Source organism: Aeribacillus composti, assembly GCF_007827555.1.
Lineage (GTDB): Bacteria > Bacillota > Bacilli > Bacillales > Aeribacillaceae > Aeribacillus > Aeribacillus composti.
This window is the reverse complement of the sequence record NZ_VISS01000002.1, coordinates 66774-88564: the sequence shown is the minus strand read 5'-3', so window position 1 is coordinate 88564 and position 21791 is coordinate 66774. Positions and strand designations below refer to the sequence as shown.

At 39.4% G+C, this 21791-nt stretch carries 21 protein-coding genes, 1 riboswitch and 1 other annotated feature; of the genes, 1 reads left to right on the top strand and 20 read right to left on the bottom strand.

What is annotated here, in order from left to right:
* Window positions 1–275: 275 nt before the first annotated feature.
* From rpoD to FB379_RS01380, 20 genes are all read right to left on the bottom strand, one after another.
* On the bottom strand, window positions 276–1403 hold the full coding sequence (rpoD, locus tag FB379_RS01475) for an RNA polymerase sigma factor RpoD (RefSeq protein ID WP_063388054.1): 1128 nt from the start codon (window positions 1401–1403) through the stop codon (window positions 276–278).
* Window positions 1404–1435: 32 nt separating this feature from the next.
* Complete coding sequence (dnaG, locus tag FB379_RS01470) at window positions 1436–3232, bottom strand: DNA primase (RefSeq protein WP_144596773.1); 1797 nt, start codon at window positions 3230–3232, stop codon at window positions 1436–1438.
* 24 nt (window positions 3233–3256) lie between these two features.
* The gene (locus FB379_RS01465; protein ID WP_066247551.1) at window positions 3257–3745 is read right to left on the bottom strand and encodes a YaiI/YqxD family protein; all 489 of its coding nucleotides are present in this window, start codon (window positions 3743–3745) and stop codon (window positions 3257–3259) included.
* Between the two features lie 260 nt (window positions 3746–4005).
* Window positions 4006–4815: a pyruvate, water dikinase regulatory protein gene (locus FB379_RS01460; protein ID WP_063388051.1), complete on the bottom strand. Its 810-nt coding sequence runs from the start codon at window positions 4813–4815 to the stop codon at window positions 4006–4008.
* A gap of 15 nt (window positions 4816–4830) precedes the next feature.
* Window positions 4831–5469: a transcriptional regulator CcpN gene (gene ccpN, locus FB379_RS01455; RefSeq protein ID WP_094246231.1), complete on the bottom strand. Its 639-nt coding sequence runs from the start codon at window positions 5467–5469 to the stop codon at window positions 4831–4833.
* 125 nt (window positions 5470–5594) lie between these two features.
* Window positions 5595–7658, bottom strand: coding sequence for a glycine--tRNA ligase subunit beta (gene glyS / locus FB379_RS01450; RefSeq protein ID WP_144596771.1), 2064 nt, complete (start codon window positions 7656–7658; stop codon window positions 5595–5597).
* A complete protein-coding gene (glyQ, locus tag FB379_RS01445) occupies window positions 7651–8541 on the bottom strand; it encodes a glycine--tRNA ligase subunit alpha (RefSeq protein WP_063388048.1) in 891 nt (296 codons plus the stop codon). Before glyQ ends, glyS begins: the two co-directional genes overlap by 8 nt.
* Window positions 8542–8610: 69 nt before the next feature.
* Window positions 8611–8784, bottom strand: a binding site (T-box leader).
* A 117-nt stretch (window positions 8785–8901) separates the two neighbouring features.
* A complete protein-coding gene (gene recO / locus FB379_RS01440; protein WP_144596769.1) occupies window positions 8902–9654 on the bottom strand; it encodes a DNA repair protein RecO in 753 nt (250 codons plus the stop codon).
* A gap of 30 nt (window positions 9655–9684) precedes the next feature.
* Window positions 9685–9825 (bottom strand): YqzL family protein, encoded by a 141-nt coding sequence (locus tag FB379_RS01435; protein WP_065095532.1) that lies wholly within the window; start codon window positions 9823–9825, stop codon window positions 9685–9687.
* 112 nt (window positions 9826–9937) lie between these two features.
* Window positions 9938–10843, bottom strand: a complete 906-nt coding sequence (gene era, locus FB379_RS01430; protein ID WP_094246235.1) for a GTPase Era — start codon at window positions 10841–10843, stop codon at window positions 9938–9940.
* Complete coding sequence (locus FB379_RS01425) at window positions 10836–11234, bottom strand: cytidine deaminase (protein ID WP_063388045.1); 399 nt, start codon at window positions 11232–11234, stop codon at window positions 10836–10838. The genes era and FB379_RS01425 overlap by 8 nt, the downstream gene beginning before the upstream one ends.
* A gap of 98 nt (window positions 11235–11332) precedes the next feature.
* Entirely contained in the window at window positions 11333–11692 is a 360-nt protein-coding gene (locus FB379_RS01420; RefSeq protein ID WP_063388044.1) for a diacylglycerol kinase family protein, read from the bottom strand.
* A gap of 2 nt (window positions 11693–11694) precedes the next feature.
* Window positions 11695–12171: an rRNA maturation RNase YbeY gene (gene ybeY, locus FB379_RS01415; protein ID WP_130158844.1), complete on the bottom strand. Its 477-nt coding sequence runs from the start codon at window positions 12169–12171 to the stop codon at window positions 11695–11697.
* Window positions 12168–14300, bottom strand: coding sequence for an HD family phosphohydrolase (locus FB379_RS01410; RefSeq protein WP_063388042.1), 2133 nt, complete (start codon window positions 14298–14300; stop codon window positions 12168–12170). Before FB379_RS01410 ends, ybeY begins: the two co-directional genes overlap by 4 nt.
* 60 nt (window positions 14301–14360) lie before the next feature.
* On the bottom strand, window positions 14361–15323 hold the full coding sequence (locus FB379_RS01405; RefSeq protein ID WP_063388041.1) for a PhoH family protein: 963 nt from the start codon (window positions 15321–15323) through the stop codon (window positions 14361–14363).
* Between the two features lie 3 nt (window positions 15324–15326).
* Window positions 15327–16520, bottom strand: a complete 1194-nt coding sequence (gene yqfD, locus FB379_RS01400; RefSeq protein WP_144596767.1) for a sporulation protein YqfD — start codon at window positions 16518–16520, stop codon at window positions 15327–15329.
* Window positions 16521–16530: 10 nt separating this feature from the next.
* Complete coding sequence (gene yqfC, locus FB379_RS01395; protein ID WP_063388039.1) at window positions 16531–16815, bottom strand: sporulation protein YqfC; 285 nt, start codon at window positions 16813–16815, stop codon at window positions 16531–16533.
* Window positions 16816–16878: 63 nt separating this feature from the next.
* Complete coding sequence (locus FB379_RS01390; RefSeq protein WP_144596765.1) at window positions 16879–17256, bottom strand: hypothetical protein; 378 nt, start codon at window positions 17254–17256, stop codon at window positions 16879–16881.
* 28 nt (window positions 17257–17284) lie between these two features.
* Window positions 17285–18277, bottom strand: coding sequence for a flotillin-like protein FloA (gene floA, locus FB379_RS01385; protein WP_066247540.1), 993 nt, complete (start codon window positions 18275–18277; stop codon window positions 17285–17287).
* A 16-nt stretch (window positions 18278–18293) separates the two neighbouring features.
* A complete protein-coding gene (locus tag FB379_RS01380; RefSeq protein ID WP_242009267.1) occupies window positions 18294–19577 on the bottom strand; it encodes an NfeD family protein in 1284 nt (427 codons plus the stop codon).
* A gap of 193 nt (window positions 19578–19770) precedes the next feature.
* Window positions 19771–19886, top strand: a riboswitch (TPP riboswitch).
* A gap of 134 nt (window positions 19887–20020) precedes the next feature.
* Between FB379_RS01380 and thiC the strand changes: the two genes are divergently transcribed.
* The gene (gene thiC / locus FB379_RS01375; RefSeq protein WP_144596763.1) at window positions 20021–21763 is read left to right on the top strand and encodes a phosphomethylpyrimidine synthase ThiC; all 1743 of its coding nucleotides are present in this window, start codon (window positions 20021–20023) and stop codon (window positions 21761–21763) included.
* The last annotated feature ends 28 nt before the right edge of the window (window positions 21764–21791 follow it).

Here is a 21791-nt window from a genome sequence, read left to right as displayed (position 1 = left end):
AACATGGACGAGCTGAAACTAACCTAAACAATCTCTATTGTACTTTAATTTTCTTTGAAGGAAAAGTCTTTCTATATAAGTTCCTTGTGATGTTCACGAATTAGACAAAAAAACAATTTAAAAAGATCTTATGTTTTTTAACAAATGTCATTTGCAAAATGAAAGAAGATTCAGTAAAATATAGTACAAATAGTTATTGTTGTTAGCGTTTACATATATTGAAGGGAAGGCAGACGAATAAGTCTGCCCAAGGAAAGAAAAAAACATTTTTATTTTTATTCCAAAAAGTCTTTCAGCCGCTTGCTTCGGCTTGGATGGCGCAATTTTCGCAGAGCCTTCGCTTCAATTTGCCGAATGCGTTCTCGAGTGACACCGAAAACTTTTCCTACTTCTTCCAGAGTCCGAGTTCTTCCATCGTCCAGTCCAAAACGAAGGCGCAGAACGTTTTCTTCCCTGTCTGTAAGGGTATCGAGAACATCTTCAAGCTGCTCCTTTAATAATTCATATGCAGCATGCTCTGATGGAGAAGTAGCCTCTTGGTCTTCAATAAAATCACCTAAGTGCGAATCGTCTTCTTCGCCAATCGGTGTTTCTAATGATACAGGTTCTTGGGCAATTTTTAAGATTTCTCTAACTTTTTCTGGAGTCAAATCCATATCTTCAGCGATCTCTTCTGGTGTCGGTTCACGACCCAAATCTTGAAGCAATTGGCGTTGGACTCGAATTAACTTATTGATTGTCTCAACCATATGGACAGGGATGCGGATCGTTCTCGCCTGATCTGCAATTGCCCGTGTAATTGCCTGGCGAATCCACCATGTTGCATATGTGCTGAATTTGTATCCTTTTCGATAATCAAATTTTTCAACAGCTTTCATCAGCCCCATGTTGCCTTCCTGTATGAGATCGAGGAAGAGCATTCCGCGGCCGACGTAGCGTTTTGCAATGCTGACGACTAGGCGCAGGTTGGCTTCTGCAAGCCTTCTTTTCGCTTCTTCGTCCCCTTGTTCAATACGCTTGGCAAGTTCGATTTCTTCATCAGCCGATAAGAGATCAACCCGGCCGATTTCTTTTAAATACATTCGAACCGGATCATTTATTTTCACACCCGGCGGTACACTAAGATCATTTAGATCAAATTCTTCTTCATCTTCTTTGTCTAAATCCGGCAAATTGGAATCAACATCTTCGTTTTCGCTAATTAATTCGATTCCTTGTTCATTAACGTATTCATAAAACTCATCCATTTGATCTGAATCAATATCGAAATTTGCCATTTTCTCAGCAATTTCTTCATATGTTAATACTCCGCGTTTCTTTCCTAATTGAATAAGCTGATTTTTCACTTCCTCAACAGTTCCATCAGCTTCTAAATCTTTTGAATGGGCTTGTTTTTCAGCCATTGGATCCCCTCCTTCCAGAGTTATACAAGCTTTCACATTAATCCTTTTTTCAGCTGAATTACTTCCATTGCAATTTCGGCAGCTTTTACATAATCTTTTCGTTTTTCAGCCTCTTTCTTCTCAGCTTCCTTTTCCTTTAGGATGAGCATTTTTTGATGGTTCAAGATATGTTTTACATAGTCTTGAAGCTCTTGCTCAGTCAATTGTTCGCCAATTGTCATCATGGCAATTTCCGATACAATTCGGCTTAATGAAGGATCTTTGAGCTTCGTCAAAAAGTGGCTTATGTCCGGATCGTTCCCTTCCTCATAATAAGCGTATAAATAGGATGAAATAGCCCGATGCTCCTCCACGTTAAAATTTCCACCAATCGCATGAAGAACCTTTTCTGCCACTTCCCTGCTTTTCAACATATGAGCAATTAGAAGGCGTTCTGCCTTTTGATAAGCAGGCATCAGTGCATTCCGTTGTAATGCATCAGTCTTGAGGCTCGTTTTTTCTGGTCTTCTTCTTTTCCGCTTATTTATATTCCGAAGCTCTGCCATTAACGTTTCTTTTAATACGGAAAATTCTTCAGAAAGCTGCGTGATATACAGCTCTTGTTCGATCCCACTCGGAAGGCCGCTTAATTCGTTAAGCACTTCTTGAATGTATCTCGCTCGGTCCCCTTCATCCTGGAGATTTTTCCCCTTTCGAAAATATTCCATCTTAAATGCCATTAATGAGAGACTTGCCCCTATTACATCGTTTTTGAATTTTTCCTTTCCGTATGTCCGAATGTAGTCATCAGGGTCTAACCCTTCAGGCATTTTAGCAATCCTTACATTACATCCTGCTTCAACAAGCAATTTAGAAGCTCTGAAGGCAGCTTCAATTCCAGCGGAATCGGAATCGTAGCAAATGACAACTGTTCCTCCGCTTCTGGCTAAGAGCTTGACCTGTTCTTCCGTCAGCGCTGTTCCCATTGTTGCTACACTATGCTCGATTCCTGCATGAACGGACGATATAACATCCGCAAACCCTTCAAACAACACCACTTCCTGTTTTCGTCTAATGAAAGGTCTTGCTTGGTGGAAATTATAAAGAATCCGTCCTTTGTTAAATATTTTTGTCTCAGGGCTGTTTAAATATTTTGGCTGTTTGTTTCCTAGCGACCTTCCGGAAAAAGCGACTGTACGGCCTTGTGCATCTTTAACTGGAAACATGATCCGATTGCGAAACCGATCAAAAAAAGAACCGTTAGATTCGCTTCGGATAATTAATCCTGTTTTTTCTAATAACGGAAGTTCAAAACCTTTTTTCAGCAAATATTTTAAAGAAAAGTCCCAAGAATCTAAAGCGTAGCCAATCTCAAATTGATCGATTAATTCTTTCGTAAAACCCCGATGAAGCAAATAATTTAACGCGTTTTGCCCTTCTTTTGTATTTAGTAATAAATGATGGTACATTTTTTTCAGCAGTTCATGCACTTTTATCATTTTCTCTGCTTCGCTGTTGTTTGGGTATGTCGATTCTTGAGAAAGCGCCGAGCCCCCTGGAATGTCCAAACCAGCTTTTTTTGCTGTCATTTGTACAGCTTCTGTAAAGCTGCATCCTTCAATTTGCATGAGAAAGGTAAAAACATTTCCGCCAGAACCGCAGCCAAAGCAGTGGAAAATTTGTTTTTCAGGTGAAACAGAAAATGAAGGTGTATTTTCGCCGTGAAAAGGACATAGTCCAAAAAAGTTTCGACCCTGCTTCTTTAATTGAACATATTCACTCACAACATCTACTATATCTACAGCATGTTGTACTTTTTCTATAAATTCCTCGGGAAGCATTTTCCCCATATGAACAACTCCGTGCCTTAAAATTTATTCAATATGAATTTTAAAATTTCCTGCATAATTCGACAATATTTTTTCAAATGCTGTGATAAAATGATGACGATCTTTATCTTGGAATTTTTTTGGCCCTTTGATATAATTGCCGTTTCTTCTTTCCCTTGCCGAAATATACCGGAGATGGAGAACAGAGTCGATTGTATCTTCTGTAAACAGCATTCCTCTTGGAGAGAGAACATGTGTGCATTTTTTAAGCAGCATACCGGCTAGTCCGATATCTTGTGTAATGATGATGTCATGTTTTTTTGAGTTGTTAAAAATGTATAAGTCGACAGATTCCTTTTCTTGATCGACAAATACCCAGCTATTCCCGTCATCCTTTTTACCTACATGAGCATATGATGCAATGAAACAAACCGGGACTTTATATTTTTTTGCGACTGATGCAATTTCTTCTTTGACGGGGCATGCATCAGCATCGACAAAAATAGTGATATTTTTCCCATCATATTTCTCTATTCTTCATCACCTCAAAGAATCCTGCCTGCAATTTAAACTTTTTACAAAAAGTGATTTGTCGAATTTTCTTTCTCCAACCCCCTTGACATCTTCCTGTAAATAGTTTATTCGTATTTTTTTTAGTCTAAACCTAAAAAGCATAATTTTATCACAATTTTTTATTATAATACAATACACTGCATTATTCCATCATTTTATCTTTCACCATGAAAAAAACCTACTATATTCTTAAGATCGGAATAAGCAGGTTTTATCACATGTTATTTTTTTAAGAATAAATTTTGGATATGATTGGCTGTTTCTTCAACTGCTTTGTTCGATACATCTATAACTGGACAGCCGATTTTTTGAACAATTTTTTCAAAATAAGCTAATTCTTCTTTAATTCTGTCTATATTGGCATATATAGCCTGATCATTAAGCCCGAGCTGCTTTAATCTTTCCTTTCGGATATAATTCAGCTTTTCCGGACTGATTTTTAGACCGACGCATTTCTCTTTGGAAACTTTAAAAAGTTCTTCAGGGGGTTCTACTTCTGGAACAATAGGAACATTAGCTACTTTTAATCGTTTTAGCGCCAAATATTGCGACAAAGGCGTTTTGGAAGTCCGCGATACACCGATCAAAACAATATCGGCTTTCAAAATTCCTCTCGGATCGCGGCCGTCATCATATTTAACAGCAAACTCAATTGCTTCTACTTTTTTGAAATAGTCTTCATCAAGCTTCCGAACTCTTCCGGGCTCATACTTCGCTTTTATTCCATATGACGTTTCCATTTTATCAATTAAAGGACCAATGATATCGTGGTAGATCACACCTTCTTTTTCCGCTTCTTGAATAAGAAGATTCCTAAGTTCGGGGACAACGATTGTGAAGCAAATGATCGCATTATCCATTTTCGCCAATGCGACAACTTCTTTGATTGTATTTGCATCCTCCACATAAGGCACCCTTTTCACATTCGTTTCATATTGAGAGCCGTTAAATTGACTGATAGCTGCTTTTACAACGAGATCTGCCGTTTCCCCGACTGAGTCTGAAACAATATAGATCGTACGATTATTCATTCGGATCCCCCATTCTTACATAATATCGTCATCAACTAATCTTACCAATATTTTTGTAATGTTTGTTTTCGTAATTCTTCCTATCACTTCAAAACCGCCGTCCACTTCTTTTACAACGGGCAGTGCATCGATTTGCTTTTCAATTAAAATCCTTGCTACATCAATAATAAGATCTTCCTTTTTGCATACGGTTATATTTGGCATTCTAGTCATAATAATATTGACGGGGATTTGGGTTAATTCCTGTTTGCCGATGCTTGCCCGGAGGAGATCTTTTCTCGACAGCACTCCCACTAGCAACGATTGATTATCTACCACAAATAATGTCCCGACATCTTCCAAAAACATTGTACAAATTGCATCATAAACAGAAACATTATCGTTGACAACGACTGGGATCGACTGAAAATCTTTTACTTGGAGCTTTTTTAATTTCTCTGCAAGCAAATTGGCGCCTGATTTCCCTGTATAAAAATAGCCGACTCGCGGCCTTGCGTCAAGGTATCCAGCCATTGTTAAAATTGCTAAATCAGGTCTTAGCGTAGCTCTTGTCAAGTTTAAACGATCTGCAATATGCTCACCTGTAATTGGCCCATGCTCCTTAACGATTTGCAATATTTGTTCTTGCCGTTTATTAAGCTCTATTGTCCTCACCACCTTGAAAAAGAGGCTGCATTATAAAAATATTATATATGATTTCAATATTTTGAAAAGGTTTTCTATTGCTCATTACGGCGAAAGGAAAGACGATTATCCTCGGGATAATCGTCCATTTGCATTTATTTTACGATAATTTCATTCACTTTGGCAAAAGATGTGATTATCTTTGTTAATTGTACCATTTGGGACAGCCTGTTTTGTTTAACCGATTCATCCTCTGCCATTACCATAATATTATCAAAATAACGATCAATCACCGGCTTTAAAGCTTTCATTTCCAAAAATGCTTCTTTAAAATTACCCTCTTTTTGCAATTTTACAAAATTTTCTTCAAGCCGTAAATACGCTTGATACAATGTTTTTTCTTCTTCCTTCTCGAACAGCTCTTCTTTAATATTGCCCTCTTGGCCCTTAGACGAGATGTTGACAACACGAGACAGCGATTCAATTACTTCTTTAAAGTCACCCTTTTGGCTTTCTTCTGACAGAACGGCAGCCCGCTCAAAATATGCATTAACTTCATGGTAATTGGATTGTAATACCGATTCAATTATATCATGGCGGACATTTTCTTCATGAAGCGCAAATTTGACTCTCATTTGGAAGAACGACAGCAATTCTTTTCTCAAATTGTCTTTATTTTCTAAACCATATACATTTATAGCAAGGTCGAACAATTCCTCCAATTCAAGCCGCCATTGTTTGGCTCGAAGAATTTGAACAATGCCACTTGCTTGTCTTCTTAATGCATACGGATCTTGTGAGCCAGTTGGAATCAAACCGATCGAAAAAAATCCTGCAATTGTATCCAGCTTGTCCGCAAGCCCTACAATGGCTCCGCTCAACGTTTCAGGCGTCTTGTCGGAAGCATGCCGCGGCATATAATGCTCATTTATTCCTTTTGCAACCTCTTCCTGTTCACCCTTTAAAAGAGCGTATTTTTCTCCCATAATTCCTTGAAGCTCAGGAAATTCATAAACCATTTGCGTAACAATGTCAAATTTGCAAATGGAAGCAGTCCGTTTAATATAAGCTTTCTCCTCATTGGAGCATTCAAGCTTTTCGCTAAGCTTTTCTGATAATTTTACAATTCGGCGAACCTTGTCACCGATGGAGCCCAGTTCTTCATGAAAAACAATTTTTTCAAGCTTCTCCAGTGCGGTATCGATGGCAAGCTTTTTGTCTTCTTCGTAGAAGAAATTTGCATCGGAAAGTCTTGCCCGAAGGACCTTTTCATTCCCCTTGGCAATCGTTTCAATGTTTTGATCATTCCCGTTTTTTACGGTAACAAAAAACGGAAGCAGCTTTCCATCTTTATTTTTGACAGGAAAATATCGCTGATGCTCCTTCATCGTCGTCACTAACACTTCTTCAGGCAATGTTAAAAACTGGTCTTCGAATGAACCGTACAGGGCGGTCGGATATTCCACCAAGTTTGTAACTTCCTCGAGCAAATCTTCATCAACAGGGATGATCCAGTTTTCCTTTCTTTCCAGTTCCTCCAGCTGTTGAATGATCATTTGTTTTCGTTTTTCATAATCGGCGACAACAAACTGGTTCAACAAAGTATTTTCATAATCGCGTGGAGTGGAAATTTCCGCTTTCGTCCCTAAAAAGCGATGGCCATACGTAACATTTCCTGTCGGAACATCGGTAATGGAAAACGGAATGATGTCTTGTCCAAATAAGACAACTAACCATTGGATCGGACGGATATAGCGAAGATTCCAATTTCCCCAACGCATATTTTTCGGAAAATGGATGGTTTGAATAATCTCTTCTAACCCTGGGAGCAGTTCTTTCGTTTCTTTCCCTTTTTGAAATGTTTGAACAAAAGCGTACTCAACACCGTTTACTTCTTTAAAGGATATGTCGTTTGTGGAAGCTCCTTGGCTCCGTGCAAAGCCTAACGCTGCTTTTGTCCAATTTCCATTCTCATCAACCGCAATCTTTTTTGCCGGTCCTTTTGCTTCGCCAAGCAAATCTTCCTGTTTTTCATTTACATCCTCTACAAGGACGGCAAGACGTCTAGGAGTTGAATATTTTTTTATTTTGGCGTAAGAAATGCGATGTTCATCCAGCCAAGCTCCTACTTTGTCAGCCAGCTGATCAATCGAAGACAGGATGACGCCGGCAGGCATTTCTTCAAGCCCGATTTCGATAAGTAAATCCCGTTTATTCATGATTTTCGGCCCCCTTGTTTTTCAGCATTGGAAAACCGAGTTTTTCCCGTTCTTCATAAAACGTTTTGGCAACTTTTCTTGCCAGCTTTCTCACTCTGCCAATATATCCGGTTCGTTCTGTAACAGAAATAGCTCCTTTTGCGTCAAGCAAATTAAATGTGTGCGAGCATTTTAAAACGTAGTCGTACGCTGGATGAACGAGACCTAATTCCATCTGTCTGTGCGCTTCTTTTTCATACGTATTAAACAGTTCAAATAGCATGTTTGTATCGGATGTTTCGAACGTATACTTGGAATGCTCATATTCAGGCTGATAAAAAATGTCCCGATATGTAAATCCGTTTGTCCATTCAAGGTCAAATACATTTTCTTTTTCTTGAATATAAGACGCCAAACGCTCTATTCCATAAGTTATTTCAACAGAAATCGGTTTGCATTCCAGTCCTCCGACCTGCTGAAAATACGTGAATTGAGTAATTTCCATTCCGTCAAGCCAAACTTCCCAGCCAAGCCCTGCGCAGCCGAGAGAAGGATTTTCCCAGTTATCTTCCACAAAGCGGATGTCATGTTCCAGCGGATCAATTCCAAGAGCCTTTAATGAATCTAAATAAATTTCTTGTATGTTTTTCGGAGACGGCTTCATAATGACTTGGAATTGATGGTGTTGATAAAGGCGGTTCGGATTTTCCCCATACCTTCCGTCAGCAGGTCTTCTTGACGGCTCTACGTAAGCAACATTCCACGGTTCTGGCCCGATGGAGCGAAGAAATGTGTATGGGCTCATGGTTCCGGCACCTTTTTCTACATCATATGCCTGCATCAAAATACATCCATGATCGGCCCAATGCTTTTGCAGCGTCAAAATCATTTCTTGAATGTTCATTCATCATGCACCTCCACAATTAAGTTATGTTCGAACAAAATAAAAACCGTCCCTAATGCAACAAAGTTGCATAGGGACGGGATGACCCGCGGTTCCACCCTATTTGCTGAAAAACGTTTCAGCCTCTCGTAAACCGTTATTGCTCTGGAACGCCGTTCCCTGCATCCTCATACCTTAGCTCGCACCATCCTAAGGTCGCTTTCTATGAAGATTGCAGGTACTCTTTTCCTTCATCGCATTTTATTATTCAATTTGACATGTATCATTTCCGCTCATTACATGACATTAAATCGCTTTTTCTAACAGCATGAGGGGGGGATAAATCCTTCATTTGAAAGGTTTCACATCCATGTATATGGTTTACAACATTTCTTTTAAACTGTCAAGCTGATTTAAAAATTTTTTCGATTTCAGCGATAGACCTGCATATTCCTGATAATATTGATCAAGAACAAATCTCAGTTCTTTTTTTGTTTCAGCGGAAACGGATATTTGACCAATGCGGTTTAAGTCAATAGAATAAAACAGCTGCAACAGCTTCACTGTCTTCTGAGAAATATTGAGCCTGTAAGGATCTTTTTCAAAACAGCGGCTGCAAATCAATCCGTTTTCTTTTAATGAAAAATGAAACGGTCCGTTTGTTTCGCCGCTTACTGCACATTTGTTTAATTCGGGATATAAACCGAGAACGTTGAGCATCTTTATTTCAAATATATTGGTCAAAATTTCCGCATCCTTTTCTTCATTCAGCAGATGAAGTGTTTGAAATAAGAGCTCAAACAAAAAAGGGTTTCTGTCTTTTTCATCTGTTCCTTTATCAAGGAGCTCTACAATATATGAAGCATATGCAGTCAAAAAAATATTTTCCTTAATCTCTCTAAAAGCGGAAATGATTTCTCCTTGGCTTAAATTGCCCAATCCAGAAGATTGATGATACAAAAAATTTCCATACGTAAAAAGTTGGGTAACAGCTGCGAGGCGGCTGTTCGGTTTATTTGCGCCCCGTGCCATTACACCAACTTTCCCAAACTCCCTTGTATATATTGTAACAACTTTATTGGTCTCACCATATTCCGTTGTACGAATGACAATTCCTTCCGTCTTTACAAGCATTTCTCCACCATCCTATTGGATACAGCACTACTAAACAGGGAGATCAACCTCAGTCCGCTCTTCTTCCTTCATTTGACAATCTTTCGTCCGCTCCTTTTCAAGCTCTTTAAAAAGGAGATATGTGTCAATATTACCTGTAAACGTGAATACTTTCCAGGTAAAATCTAACATATTATCCCCACCTTTCTGTCGTTGTTCCTAAGCTATATCCAATTCATTGTTATCATAGCCTTTTTGACTCATTTTCATGTTTTGAAAATATTTCTAACTTCCTTCAAGTCAATTAATATTCGTCTTCCCTAAATCCAAAATCTCGCAATTGCGACAGGCGATTTCTCCAATCTTTTTGCACTTTGACCCACAGCTCTAAAAAGACTTTTGATCCGAGCAAGTTTTCAATGTCAACCCTTGCCCTTTTCCCAATTTCTTTCAACATTCTTCCTTGCTTCCCAATGATAATACCTTTTTGAGAGTTGCGTTCCACAACAATTGTTGCAGCTATATATACTGCATGGTTTTCTCTTTTTTCAATAGAATCAACAACAACTGCGACAGAATGCGGGATCTCTTCTCTTGTCAAATGCAATACTTTTTCGCGAACTAGTTCAGAAATGATAAAACGTTCCGGGTGATCTGTCACCTGATCACTAGGATAATATTGCGGACCTTCCGGCAAATACGCTTCAATTTGCCCTAGCAACGTTTCAATGTTGTTTCCTTGCAGGGCAGAAATTGGAACAATTTCCTGAAACTCGAACTTTTCCCTGTATTGGTCAATAAGCGGCAATAAATCATCAGGATGAACCCGATCGATTTTATTGACAACTAAAAATACAGGAGTATCGGTTTCCTTCAATCGTTCCATGATATATTCATCACCGCGGCCTAATCCTTCTTCAGCATTAATCATAAACAGAATTAGATCCACTTCTTTGAGCGTATTTTGAGCGACTTTCATCATAAAATCGCCCAATTTATGCTTTGGTTTATGAATACCGGGAGTGTCGATAAAAATAATTTGTGAGTTTTCCGTCGTATAAACCCCTTGTATTTTGTTTCTCGTTGTTTGAGGTTTATCGCTCATAATCGCAATTTTTTGACCGATTACACGGTTAATAAAAGTCGATTTGCCGACATTCGGACGGCCGATGATTGATACAAATCCTGATTTAAATTCTGTCTTATTCATGTAAATCCTCCGATGTAAATGCTTCTGGTAATAGTTGTTCAACTGTTAGCTCGTTATAGTCTCCGTTAAGATTCGCCAAAATCACCTTCATATTTTTAGGACAGAGCTCTGCTATGACTTGCCTGCAAGCGCCGCATGGCGATACAGGGCGCTTTGTATCCGCAACTATGGCAATAGCTGCGAATTCATTTTCACCTTCTGAAACCGCTTTATATATAGCAGTGCGCTCGGCACAATTGCACATGGAATAAGCTGCGTTTTCAATATTGCATCCTTTGTATACTTTTCCATCCTTTGTCAGAAGTGCTGCACCTACTTTAAATCGAGAGTAAGGTGCATAAGCAAATTCTCTTGCTCTTTTTGCTTCTTCAATCAGTTGATGGGAGTCCATAGCTTCCTTCCTTTCGTTTACGTTGCAGCTTATACTCATTATTTTACATCATTTTTCATTTAATTTCACGTTTATTTTTTCAGAAAATTCTACATTTTTCACGAAAAAACTTCAATTATTTTGGGGGCAAAAATGATGAATCCGATGACAACCGAAACGGCTGCATAAACCAATACTGCTCCTGCAGCTGCATCTTTTGCAGTTTTAAGCAGAGGATGAAATTCTTTCGACACAGCATCAGCGATTCGCTCAATGGCAGTATTGACCAGCTCTAAAGCTAACATTCCGCCAATTAATAGGAGAATGACAATCCATTCAATTAAGCTAATGTTGAAAAATAATCCGGCTGCGATCACGATGATCGCAGCTGTCACATGAATTCTAAAGTTCCGCTCGGATTGGAAGGCTGCAGCTATTCCTTGTACGGCAAAATAAAAGCTTTTCAACAAAGTCTTCATGTTTATCCTGTTCTTTTCAATCCAAATTTCTCTAAAATTTCCTTTTGCCTTGAAAACATTTTTTCTTCTTCTTCTTTTGTCATATGATCATAACCTAATAAATGCAAAAAGCCGTGAACAGATAAAAATCCGAGCTCTCTCATAAATGAGTGGCCGTATTCTTCTGCTTGCTCTTTCGCTTTTTCTATTGAGATAATGATATCCCCTAAATGAGGGGGGAGATCAGCACCTTGGATCTCCACTTCATCTTCTCCTGTTTCTTCAAGCGCAAATGAAATCACATCTGTCGGCTGATCTTTTCCCCGGTAATCCCGATTGATCTCTTGAATGTGTTTATTAGTAACAAAGGTTATAGATACTTCCGAATCTTTGGGAACACGTTCTTCTAAAGCAGCAAATTGCAGCAAATTTTCGATCGTTTCTATTTCCTCAGAAGAGAGTGTTTCCGTCTGGTCGAAAATGTCAATGGATAATGTCATGTTTTCTTCACCTTCTTTTCATGAAATTCCGGATATTCAATTCTTGAATGAAAAATCCCCTTCAATGTTTCACACAATATTTTTGCCACCGTTTCAAGCTCTTTAAACGTTATATCACATTCGTCGAATTGCCCGTCTTGAAGTTTATCTTTTATGATGGAACGAACAAGCTTTTCAATTTTTTCGGGCATCGGATTTTTCATTGAACGAACAGCTGCTTCTACACTGTCAGCGATACAAATAACGGCAATCTCCCGCGTTTGCGGCTTCGGACCCGGATATCTAAACTCACTTTCCAAAATAGGCTGATCACTATTTTCTTGGGCTTTATGGTAGAAAAATTTTAAAAGCGATGTTCCATGATGCTGCAGAGCAATATCGATAAATTCTTTCGGCATTTTATGCTTCCTTAACATTTCTGCTCCCTCTTCAGCATGAGCAATAATAATGTTTTTGCTTAGCTGAGGGGACAATTTATCATGCGGATTTTCCATGTTCATTTGGTTTTCAATAAAATAGCGCGGCCGTTTCGTCTTGCCGATATCGTGATAGTAGCTTCCAACTCTTGCCAACAATCCATTCGCACCGATCGCTTCGCAAGCAGCCTCGGCTAGATTGGCCACCATTACACTGTGATGATAAGTACCAGGCGCCTCCGTTAATATTTTCCTTAATAAAGGATGATTCGGATTCGACAGTTCAATCAGCTTCATCGTCGATAAAATGCCAAAACCTGATTCAAAAAAAGGCATTAAACCGATTGTCAAGACGGAAGAGATAACACCTGATACAATCGCCATAAGAAAATAAGAACCGATCTCTAGATTCGAATAAATTCCATTTTGAATGAATAAAATAGCGGTGATCACAACAATATTAACAGCCGAAACGAAAAGACCAGCTTGTAAAATTTTCGAACGGACGTTATGTTCCCCTAGAAACAGAATGGCTGCGATGCACCCGCATAAGTAGTAAAGACCAATTGTAAAATTAAATGTGCCAGTGACTCCATCATTAAAAATCAAGCTTCCGCAAAAAGCATATATAATGCTTGTCACGAACGCAAGGCGGTCATTAATCAAAAGCTTTGTCAACATGACTCCCATCAGCACCGGGACAATAAAGCCGATATGAGAATAGTCCATTTTTTGAAATAAGCTGATAATCTTCATGACCGTTAACGTTATCGCCAGGATGATGGTAAAGAGAAGCAATGACTGGTTTTTACTCGTAAAGAACGAGTTCTTTTCTTTTTCAAAAAAATATGCAAGATAGATCATCACTAATAAGACTAAAATGAAAAGACCAATGATCGGCTGAAATGTGTACTTATTATCTAAAAGGCCCAACAATTCCAGCTTTCTATATACTTCCCTGTCAATTAATTGGCCCTCTTCGACTATAATTTGACCTTGCTTAATTTGAACCTCCTGCACTTTTTCTTTTGCTTCTTCCCGCTTTTCATCTGTTGATTTAGGGTCAAATACATAATTGGAAATAATTGCGCTGCGTCCAATCTCTTCAGCTGCTGAGCGTATCTTATCCGGCAAATTCACGTTTTGAAGCCGTTCTTTCACTTTGTTTCTCGCTTCTTCTAATTTTTCAGCCGGAATCGGCTCGCTCATCGTTTCATTGACAGCCGTAACAACCGCATCTTTCGCCAGCGTAAGCTGTCCTTCATTCGCACTTAACAACGATGTATATACGCTTTCAGGATATTTATCATACATATCTCCTAAACTGCTTTTAAGCCTGTCAAGCTTCTCTTTGCTGCTCATTTCGGCATTAGAAGAAGCCTCCATGATGGCATCAAATAAAGATTCGACCAAATCCACACTGTTGTCCGCATATTCTTTTTTTAGCACATATTGATCTTCCACGCTTTCAGCAGCTTCTTCTCTTCTCTTTTCCGTCATTTCCTTATCGACAACGGTAACAGGTGCGTAAATCGTTTGGTCGGATACTGAAAATAATTTGGCATCAAACGTGTCCGGTTCTACATTGCTGTATAAAACGGTAAACAAAATTACTCCAATAACGGGATATAAGAAAAGATGAAGGGATTGCATTTTTTTCAAAAAATGGAATATCGGCTGTTTCCTGTCTTTGCGATCCATTTTTCTTTTCATTTGTCACAGCACCTCCGATCAATTCTATGCAAAAAATGACCCGGTCATGATGAGCGGGTCTTACTGATCATCTTTTTCATAAGCCTCAATAATTTTTGAAACGAGCGGGTGCCGCACGACATCAGTTTCCTTTAAATATACGAATGAAATGCCCCGAATGCCCGATAATTTTTCATTCGCTTCAAGCAGTCCTGATTTTACTCCTTTGGGCAAATCCACTTGTGTCAGGTCGCCTGTAATGACCATTTTGGATCCAAAGCCTAAACGGGTTAGAAACATTTTCATTTGCTGAGTTGTTGTATTTTGCGCTTCATCTAAAATAACGAACGCATCCTCAAGTGTTCTTCCGCGCATATACGCCAATGGAGCAATTTCAATAACTCCTCTTTCTAACAAGCGCTCCGTATGGTCCACGCCTAAAATATCGTGTAGAGCATCATATAAAGGTCTTAAATAAGGATCTACCTTTTCTTTTAAATCGCCGGGCAAAAAACCTAAATTTTCACCAGCTTCAACGGCCGGCCGCGTTAATATGATTTTATTTACAAGCCCATTTTTCAAGCAATGGACGGCCATGACAACAGCGAGAAACGTTTTTCCTGTTCCTGCTGGACCGATTCCAAATACTAAATCATGCGTTTTAATTGCTTGAAAATACTTTCGTTGACCTAGCGTTTTTACACGAATGGTTTTTCCTTTTGCATTTTTCGCAACTTCTTCATCGTATAGGGATTCAAATTCATCGATCTTCCCACTTTTCGCCATTTTTGTTGCATAAAGTACGTCTTGTTCGTTAATCGAAATTCCTTTTCGAATAACCGAAAGAAGGGATTTCAAGATGTCTTCAACCAGTTCAGCTTTTTCTTTATCTCCTGAAACATATACCGCTTCACCGCGCGAAATGATCGATACGTTTAACTCTTCTTCAATTCTTTTTAAATGAACATCATGAATCCCAAATAAATTAATGGCTTCATTCGGATTTTCTAAACTCTGGCTGATTGTGACTAAATCTTCTGTCATTCTCTAATCTCCCTGAACCCGTTTTATTTTTACAATGTTTTCAATAACTTGGAAGTGTATTTTCAATCTTACTTTACCATTCTCGACGTCTTCGTGCAAAACTTTTTCGCCAACAATTTTGACATCTTTTCCAAGTTTTCGAATTAAGTCATTTTTCCCGGCAGCAATCGCTTGCCGTTTCGCTTCATCCACAGAATATTTTCTGTGAAAGGTTTCCGTCTCACGAATCGTTTCTTTCTTATAGTTAACTGGAAGATCCCATTTTAAAAATTTTAATGGACGCTCGTCTCGCTCCACCGCATATTGCGGATATTCCGATTCATCATTGCGAAACATCCCCCAAATAGGAAGGGAAAAAGAACGAAAGGAGAGAAAATGCTTCGTGACTGACTTTCCTGAAAATAACTGGAAAGTTGTTTGAAGCGGCACCTCCACTGTTGAAATATACCAAGTTTCGCCTAATATTTCTCCGTCTGCTGCCACTTTTCGTATTTTATCACCTTCTCCAACTACACCGGAAACTAATATTTGTCCTTTTCTAACAAAATCATGAACGTCTACTAAAGGTTGTCCTTTTTCAACATACATTTTTGCTATAACAGCTTCCTTCGCGGCCACTAAATGCCTCGGCCCCTCCACTTTGCTTTTTTGCTCTTTTTTCTTTTCGGCTACTTCCAGAGAATATGTCGTTCCTTTTAATTTGACACCGATCCATGTTATATCATCTATTTGGCTCATCAAACGATTTTGAACTGTTTGATTGCTCGATGTCAAAAACTGAAACGTCCCTCTTTTAATTCCTATTTTGTCCAATTCTTTTTGTATTAAATGCTCTGTTTTCGGACTAGCCCCTTTTATTTCAATATGCCAAATCATGTTGGATAAAAGAAATGTAATGGCAATGAACAGAACAATTCCAATAACAAAACCAAAATTTCTCCATGATTTTTTTAATAAAAATGGAAATCCTATCCTTTGGTGAAAGGTGCACTTACATTCATGTTTACGAACTACTTTTCGTAAAGCCTGTACATCTTTAAGGCGTATAAAAAAAGAAATTGCACCGTTTTCCAGCCGCTTTACATTTATTGTGACAATGCCAAGCCGCGTGCAATCGTTCAACATTCTTTCTGAGCCGGTTCCTTCCGCTATTACCTGAACGAAGCCTGTAAAATATAACAACCAATTGTTCCGCATCCCGATCCCCCTACTGATCAATATATAATACTTGTTCAATTTTCCCTTCTACAAGGAGCTCTTCTGGCAATATCGCTTTCATCACAAAATCGCTTCCTTTAATGAGCATCTGGCCTTGCTGCAGCAAAACTCGAATCTCTTTATCTGTAAAAGAAAGCAGTCCTTTATGATTTTCTATATATATATGCAATGTACCGATCATCGTAACACGGGGAAGATCCATCATGACGTCAGCTGGTATTTGCAATCCTTCTGTCAATATGCTTTTTATTCGCTGATGCCATTTTTTGCCCATAAAAGAACCCCCTTCATCCTCATATTTATGAGAGACAAAAGGGGATTAACACCATTAATTCATTTATTTTATGAAATTCGACCGATGGGGCTTTTTGGATCGGGGTTCATCTAAAATGACGCTCCAAATGACTCCTTTTGCAGCTGAATGCATGTGTAAAGCTGATGGTTTCTGTTTTTTATTTTTATTATGAAAAGATTTCATATTCGATTTGTCTTTTTCAGCTTTTTTTAGTTGGCTGGATAGGCCTGTGTGTACATTTTGAATTTGATTCCATTCATTTGGAGGGCTTGTCGAAACATTTTTAACCCTTTGTTTTATTTGTTTTGCAGCTTGTTTCCTTTTTTTCTGCTGCTCTTGATCTTTTTTATTTCTGCCAAACAAAGAAGAAATAATCCCGATTAAAATAACAATGAACAGCGGATTTTCAAATATTTCCATATGACACCTCCTTTGATGGACAGAAAGATCATTCTTCTTCATCACCAGCAGAGTTTTTTGTCATTTTTCCGATAGAATCACGCATATTTGTATCAGCGGTAATGTTTTTGATGTTCATATAATCCATAACTCCAATATTTCCTGATTTTAAAGCTTCCGCCATTGCCAGCGGAACTTGCGCTTCCGCCTCAACAACTTTTGCCCGCATTTCTTCAACTTTAGCGCGCATCTCCTGCTCTCTTGCCACCGCCATCGCCCTGCGTTCCTCCGCTTTAGCTTGCGCGATGTTTTTGTCTGCTTCCGCTTGATCTGTCTGCAGGATCGCACCGATGTTTTTGCCGATGTCAACGTCCGCGATGTCGATGGATAAAATTTCAAAGGCTGTTCCTGAATCGAGTCCTTTGTTTAAAACTGTTTGTGAAATCATATCAGGGTTTTCCAGCACTTTTTTATGATCATCAGAAGAACCAATGGTGCTGACAATTCCTTCACCTACACGTGCGATAATCGTTTCTTCCCCGGCACCGCCAACAAGCCGGTCGATATTGGCTCGCACCGTGATGCGGGCTTTTGCTTTCACTTCAATTCCGTCCATGGCAACACCTGCAATAAACGGGGTTTCGATTACTTTCGGATTTACGCTCATTTGAACGGCTTCAAGCACGTCTCTTCCCGCTAAATCAATCGCAGCACAACGTTCAAAGCTCAATTCAATATTGGCTCTTTCAGCTGCAATTAATGCGTTGACAACTCGATCGACATTTCCTCCTGCCAAATAATGGCTTTCCAATTGATTCGTTGTGACATCAAGGCCGGCTTTATGCGCTTTAATTAACGGATTGATCACTCGACTTGGAATGACTCTGCGCAGCCTCATTCCAATAAGAGTCAAAATACTGATGCGAACGCCAGCTGCTAGAGCAGAAATCCAGAGCATAATCGGCACAAAAGAGAACAAGATGCCAAGCAAAATAAGACCTAATACGATAAGACCTAGTAAAAGAAAAAATGATACATCCATGTGACATACCTACCTCCTATTCATTTTCATTAATAGCTCTTACAACAATTCGTGAGCCTTCTACTTTAACAATTTTCACTTTTTTTCCTTTCTCAATATACGTCCCTTCTGTCACAACATCCAATCTTTCCTCTCCATCGGTCATTACTGTTCCTGCCGGCCGTAAAGCAGTCACAGTTACACCCGTTTTCCCAATTAAATCTGTACGATTTTGATTGGATACATAACCTTTCTCCGTGCTGATTGAATCATTTAAAATAATTTTTTTAAACCATTTCATACGCTTACCAATCACCTTTGACAAAATGAATATTGTGAATATCGAAATGGAACCGGCAATAAAAAGAGAAACCGCCATATGTCCTATATGATCAGCTGCTAAAAATAAACTTAAAAGGACTGAAAGAAAACCGATTGCTCCAATAATTCCTCCTGGAACAAACAACTCTGCAATTATAAGCAGAACCCCAAGCACGAACAAAACAACCGTTTCCAATCCCGCAAGCCCTGCAATAAAATGACCGAAGAAAAACAAAAACAGCGCCAATAGTCCAATAAAACCAGGAATGCCAAACCCAGGAGTGTACAATTCTAACACAAATCCTAAACCGCTAATCGTTAATAATATCGGAATGGTATACATATTTGTTACAAAACGGGCTATTTTTTCAGCAAACGTCTCCTCAGTCTCTTGGATTTTTGCACCTTCCATTCCGATCGATTTCAAAAGCTCTGCCCGGCTTTTGGCGATGCCTTCACCATACCCGACTTCCATCGCTTGTTTTGCTGTTAATGTTAGTAATTCTCCTTTTTCTGCACCATATTCGGGCATATTCAAGCTGCTGTCTACCATCGCCTCAGCGAACATAGGGTCTCTGCCATGAAGCTCAGCAGCATTTCTCATCTCTGCTTTCCAAAACGATTGCACTTTTACTTCTGCAGCATTGCCATTGGAGTCAATGACAGCCGCTGACCCAATGGTACCGCCAGGATGGTAATATATTTGATCAGCCCTTAATGCTATATAAGCCCCTGCGGAAATCGCATGTTTATTTACATAAGCGATTGTTTTGATATCTGTATCCATAATCATTTTGCCTATTTCTATCGCTGCCTCTAAAGCACCGCCAGGAGTGTTCAATTCAAAAACAATGACATCCGCCTTTTCTTTTTCCGCCTCCTGAATGGATCGTTTAATAAAATGCACCAATCCTTTTTCAATTGTATTTTCAATCGGAATAAAATAAACGGTTTTCCCTTCAGCTGATTTGGCATCAAAAGACGCACAAATAATCGACAAGATGAGCAGCAGAGCGCAAATAGCGAAAAACTTATTGTTTGATTTCAGGCCTCTCCCCCCTTATTTTTTGCCTAATATTATTACGGACAATTGCGCAGAAAGTTTCAAAAATCAACAATTCTGCAAACAAACATGAAACGAAAAAATATTTTCATTATTTTTCATATTATGTTACTATTAAAAAAAATATATAACCATCTACTAGGGGTGTCCAATTAGCTGGACTGAGAGAAGAACGCGCCTGAAGTTCTTCAACCCTTTGAACCTGATCTGGATGATGCCAGCGTAGGGAAGTAGGTAGCGGGAGTATTTTATTGCCTTCTTTTTCTATATTGAATTGATCGGGTTCGTGCTAAAGCGAACCCGTTTTTATTTTTCACGTCCCATCTCCCCTCCTATTTTTCTATGCACATCTTCAGATAAAAAAATGGAGGAGGAGAAAAATGAAACATTATTTCGAAAACATGCAGTTTCCAGCAAGCAAAAAAATTTATGTGACTGGGTCGAGACCCGATATTCGGGTTCCGATGAGGGAAATTCAATTAACTCCCACGAAAACGGAAGCGGGAACGTTTGAAAATGAACCTGTAAAGGTTTATGACACGAGCGGTCCCTATACAGATCCTGATTTTCAGGCAGATATTCATAAAGGTTTGCCGGCTGTGCGCAAACAGTGGATTTTAGACCGTCATGATGTTGTAGAATATGACGGGCGCCAGGTAAAGCCTGAAGATAATGGATTTCGCAATTGGGAAGATCACAATATTGCCACACCTTTTCATCGAAAGCCTTTCAAAGCAAAAAAAGGTGCTGTCGTTACACAAATGCACTATGCAAAAAAGGGGATCATCACCCCAGAGATGGAGTTTGTGGCGATTCGTGAAAACATGGATCCTGAATTCGTTCGTCAAGAAGTCGCTGCCGGCAGGGCCATTATTCCGTCCAACATTAATCACCCGGAAAGTGAACCGATGATCATCGGCCGGAACTTTCATGTAAAAATTAATGCCAACATTGGCAATTCAGCTGTAACATCGTCAATCGAAGAAGAAGTTGAGAAGATGCTTTGGGCCATCCGCTGGGGCGCTGACACAATTATGGACCTGTCAACAGGAAAAAATATTCATGCAACAAGAGAATTTATCATCCGCAACTCGCCCGTGCCGGTTGGAACCGTCCCGATTTACCAAGCGCTCGAAAAAGTAAATGGCGTTGCTGAAGATTTAACATGGGAAATTTACCGTGATACATTAATTGAGCAAGCAGAACAAGGGGTCGATTATTTTACTATACATGCCGGCGTGCTGCTTCGCTATATCCCTTTGACCGTCAAACGGACGACCGGAATCGTATCCCGCGGCGGTTCGATCATGGCGCAGTGGTGTATGGCGCATCATCAAGAAAACTTTTTATACACTCATTTTGAAGAGATTTGCGAAATTTTAAAAACATATGATATTGCCGTTTCATTAGGTGACGGCTTGCGTCCCGGATCTATTCGAGATGCCAATGATGAAGCGCAATTTGCCGAATTGAAAACGCTCGGTGAATTGACGGAAATCGCCTGGAAACATGATGTCCAAGTCATGATCGAAGGCCCTGGGCACATTCCGATGCATAAAATTAAAGAAAATGTTGATTTAGAAAATGAAATTTGCAAAGGGGCTCCTTTTTATACCCTCGGTCCATTAACGACCGATATTGCTCCCGGCTATGATCATATTACGTCAGCCATTGGAGCAGCCATGATCGGCTGGTACGGAACGGCCATGCTATGTTATGTAACTCCGAAAGAGCATTTAGGCCTTCCCAATAAAGAGGATGTGCGCCAAGGTGTTGTTGCTTATAAAATTGCAGCCCATGCCGCAGATTTGGCAAAAGGGCATCCAGGCGCCCAAATAAGGGATGATGCTTTATCAAAAGCCCGTTTTGAATTTCGCTGGAACGACCAATTTAATCTTTCTCTCGATCCTGAACGGGCACGCGAATATCATGACGAAACTTTGCCGGCAGAAGGAGCGAAAATTGCCCATTTTTGTTCTATGTGCGGTCCAAAATTTTGCTCGATGAAAATTTCCCACAATTTAAGAAAAATGGCCGGTTCAAGTGATTCTGATTTCGTTCAGGAAGGTTTGAGGCAAAAAGCAAAAGAATTTATAGAGGGCGGGTCATCCCTTTATCGATAAATAATTTTCAAACTAATGCTCCTAGAAG

Coding starts and splice junctions, on each gene's coding strand:
- rpoD (WP_063388054.1), bottom strand. CDS start 1,403: ATGGCTGAAAAACAAGCCCATTCAAAAGATTTAGAAGCTGATGGAACT.
- dnaG (WP_144596773.1), bottom strand. CDS start 3,232: ATGGGGAAAATGCTTCCCGAGGAATTTATAGAAAAAGTACAACATGCT.
- FB379_RS01460 (WP_063388051.1), bottom strand. CDS start 4,815: ATGAATAATCGTACGATCTATATTGTTTCAGACTCAGTCGGGGAAACG.
- glyS (WP_144596771.1), bottom strand. CDS start 7,658: ATGAATAAACGGGATTTACTTATCGAAATCGGGCTTGAAGAAATGCCT.
- glyQ (WP_063388048.1), bottom strand. CDS start 8,541: ATGAACATTCAAGAAATGATTTTGACGCTGCAAAAGCATTGGGCCGAT.
- recO (WP_144596769.1), bottom strand. CDS start 9,654: ATGCTTGTAAAGACGGAAGGAATTGTCATTCGTACAACGGAATATGGT.
- FB379_RS01435 (WP_065095532.1), bottom strand. CDS start 9,825: ATGTTAGATTTTACCTGGAAAGTATTCACGTTTACAGGTAATATTGAC.
- era (WP_094246235.1), bottom strand. CDS start 10,843: ATGAATAAGACAGAATTTAAATCAGGATTTGTATCAATCATCGGCCGT.
- FB379_RS01425 (WP_063388045.1), bottom strand. CDS start 11,234: ATGGACTCCCATCAACTGATTGAAGAAGCAAAAAGAGCAAGAGAATTT.
- FB379_RS01420 (WP_063388044.1), bottom strand. CDS start 11,692: ATGAAGACTTTGTTGAAAAGCTTTTATTTTGCCGTACAAGGAATAGCT.
- ybeY (WP_130158844.1), bottom strand. CDS start 12,171: ATGACATTATCCATTGACATTTTCGACCAGACGGAAACACTCTCTTCT.
- FB379_RS01410 (WP_063388042.1), bottom strand. CDS start 14,300: ATGAAAAGAAAAATGGATCGCAAAGACAGGAAACAGCCGATATTCCAT.
- FB379_RS01405 (WP_063388041.1), bottom strand. CDS start 15,323: ATGACAGAAGATTTAGTCACAATCAGCCAGAGTTTAGAAAATCCGAAT.
- yqfD (WP_144596767.1), bottom strand. CDS start 16,520: ATGCGGAACAATTGGTTGTTATATTTTACAGGCTTCGTTCAGGTAATA.
- yqfC (WP_063388039.1), bottom strand. CDS start 16,815: ATGGGCAAAAAATGGCATCAGCGAATAAAAAGCATATTGACAGAAGGA.
- FB379_RS01390 (WP_144596765.1), bottom strand. CDS start 17,256: ATGGAAATATTTGAAAATCCGCTGTTCATTGTTATTTTAATCGGGATT.
- floA (WP_066247540.1), bottom strand. CDS start 18,277: ATGGATGTATCATTTTTTCTTTTACTAGGTCTTATCGTATTAGGTCTT.
- thiC (WP_144596763.1), top strand. CDS start 20,021: ATGAAACATTATTTCGAAAACATGCAGTTTCCAGCAAGCAAAAAAATT.